Annotated in this window: 1 protein-coding gene; it reads right to left on the bottom strand. The window is 65.3% G+C overall.

What is annotated here, in order from left to right; genetic code table 11:
- Positions 1 to 68: 68 nt before the first annotated feature.
- On the bottom strand, positions 69 to 403 hold a 335-nt coding region (locus NQ036_RS15515), incomplete at its 5' end, for an outer membrane protein (RefSeq protein WP_257060036.1).

The raw sequence follows: 403 nt of genomic DNA, 5'->3' as shown, positions 1-403 counted from the left end.
GCATGAAGGATCGTCGAGACGACAAGGCCGGGCGTGAGACAGGCTTTTTTCCGGCCACGCCGCATCGGTCATCTGGCGGCCACCGGACCGCCGAACCGATAATTCACGCCGAAGCGCAGGACGTTGTCGGTGACGTGCGAGCGATAGCCGACGACCAGCGGCGCACCGCTGAGTGCGATCACGGGCGTTGCAATCGAGCCCGAGACGGTTCCGAGATCGACATAGAGATATTCGAGCCTGGCGCTCCAATTGTCGGCGAACGCACCTTCGATGCCGGCGCCTGCGCTCCAGCCGACCTTGGTGGTGCTGCTGCTGAAGCTTGCCGCAACAGGCGTGAACGTCCCGCCGTCGGCGCCCGGGAAGCCGCCGACATTGATCGCGCTCACGCTGCCCGAGGTGGAGA

The sequence above is a fragment of the Brevibacterium sp. 91QC2O2 genome (genome assembly GCF_024580695.1).
Taxonomy (GTDB): Bacteria; Actinomycetota; Actinomycetes; order Actinomycetales; family Brevibacteriaceae; genus Brevibacterium; species Brevibacterium moorei.
Note: the sequence above shows the minus strand (reverse complement) of the source record. Positions and strands in the feature narration are given on the sequence as shown.